Source organism: Deltaproteobacteria bacterium, assembly GCA_005879535.1.
Classification (GTDB): Bacteria; Myxococcota; Myxococcia; order Myxococcales; family 40CM-4-68-19; genus 40CM-4-68-19.
Genome location: VBKI01000015.1, coordinates 1 through 498, shown reverse-complemented (window position 1 = coordinate 498; position 498 = coordinate 1). Strand labels below are relative to the sequence as shown.

The following is a 498-nucleotide window of genomic DNA, read 5'->3' as shown; positions in this document are numbered from 1 at the left end:
ATCAGCGTCACCTACGACGATCTCGGTCGCAAGACGTCTGTCGTCGATCCGGATCGCGGAACATGGTCATACACCTGGGACGGCCTGAGTCATCCGCGAACGCAAACCGATGCTCGAGCGACCCTCCTAGGGTATCAATATGACTTGATCGGGCGACTGCAACGTAGGTTCGTCAAGAGGCCGACTGACACCCAAGGCTTGCTCGAAGCAAACTGGCAATACGACCTAAACAATAAGCCGGGAACGCTGGGGTCGATGCTTGGCGCGTTGGACGTTGCCCAAAGCGCACTGGACGGCGCTGCCGACTACTTCCATCGCGACTACCAGTACGATTCGTTGTTGAGACCCTGGCGTGTAGTGACCCATGTGCCGGCAAACGCTGGGGTGTGGAACTCACGCGATTTCGCGGTCGAGTACGGCTACGACCGATACTACGGCCGCGTGAAGGCGGTCGGTTTTCCCAGCACCAGCAGCGGTCCGAACGGCCCGGCCACAGGC

1 protein-coding gene is annotated in these 498 nt (G+C 59.8%); it reads left to right on the top strand.

Annotated elements, in window-relative coordinates:
• Nucleotides 1–498 (top strand): hypothetical protein (locus E6J58_00850; protein TMB43505.1); only part of this gene is annotated, 498 nt, incomplete at its 3' end.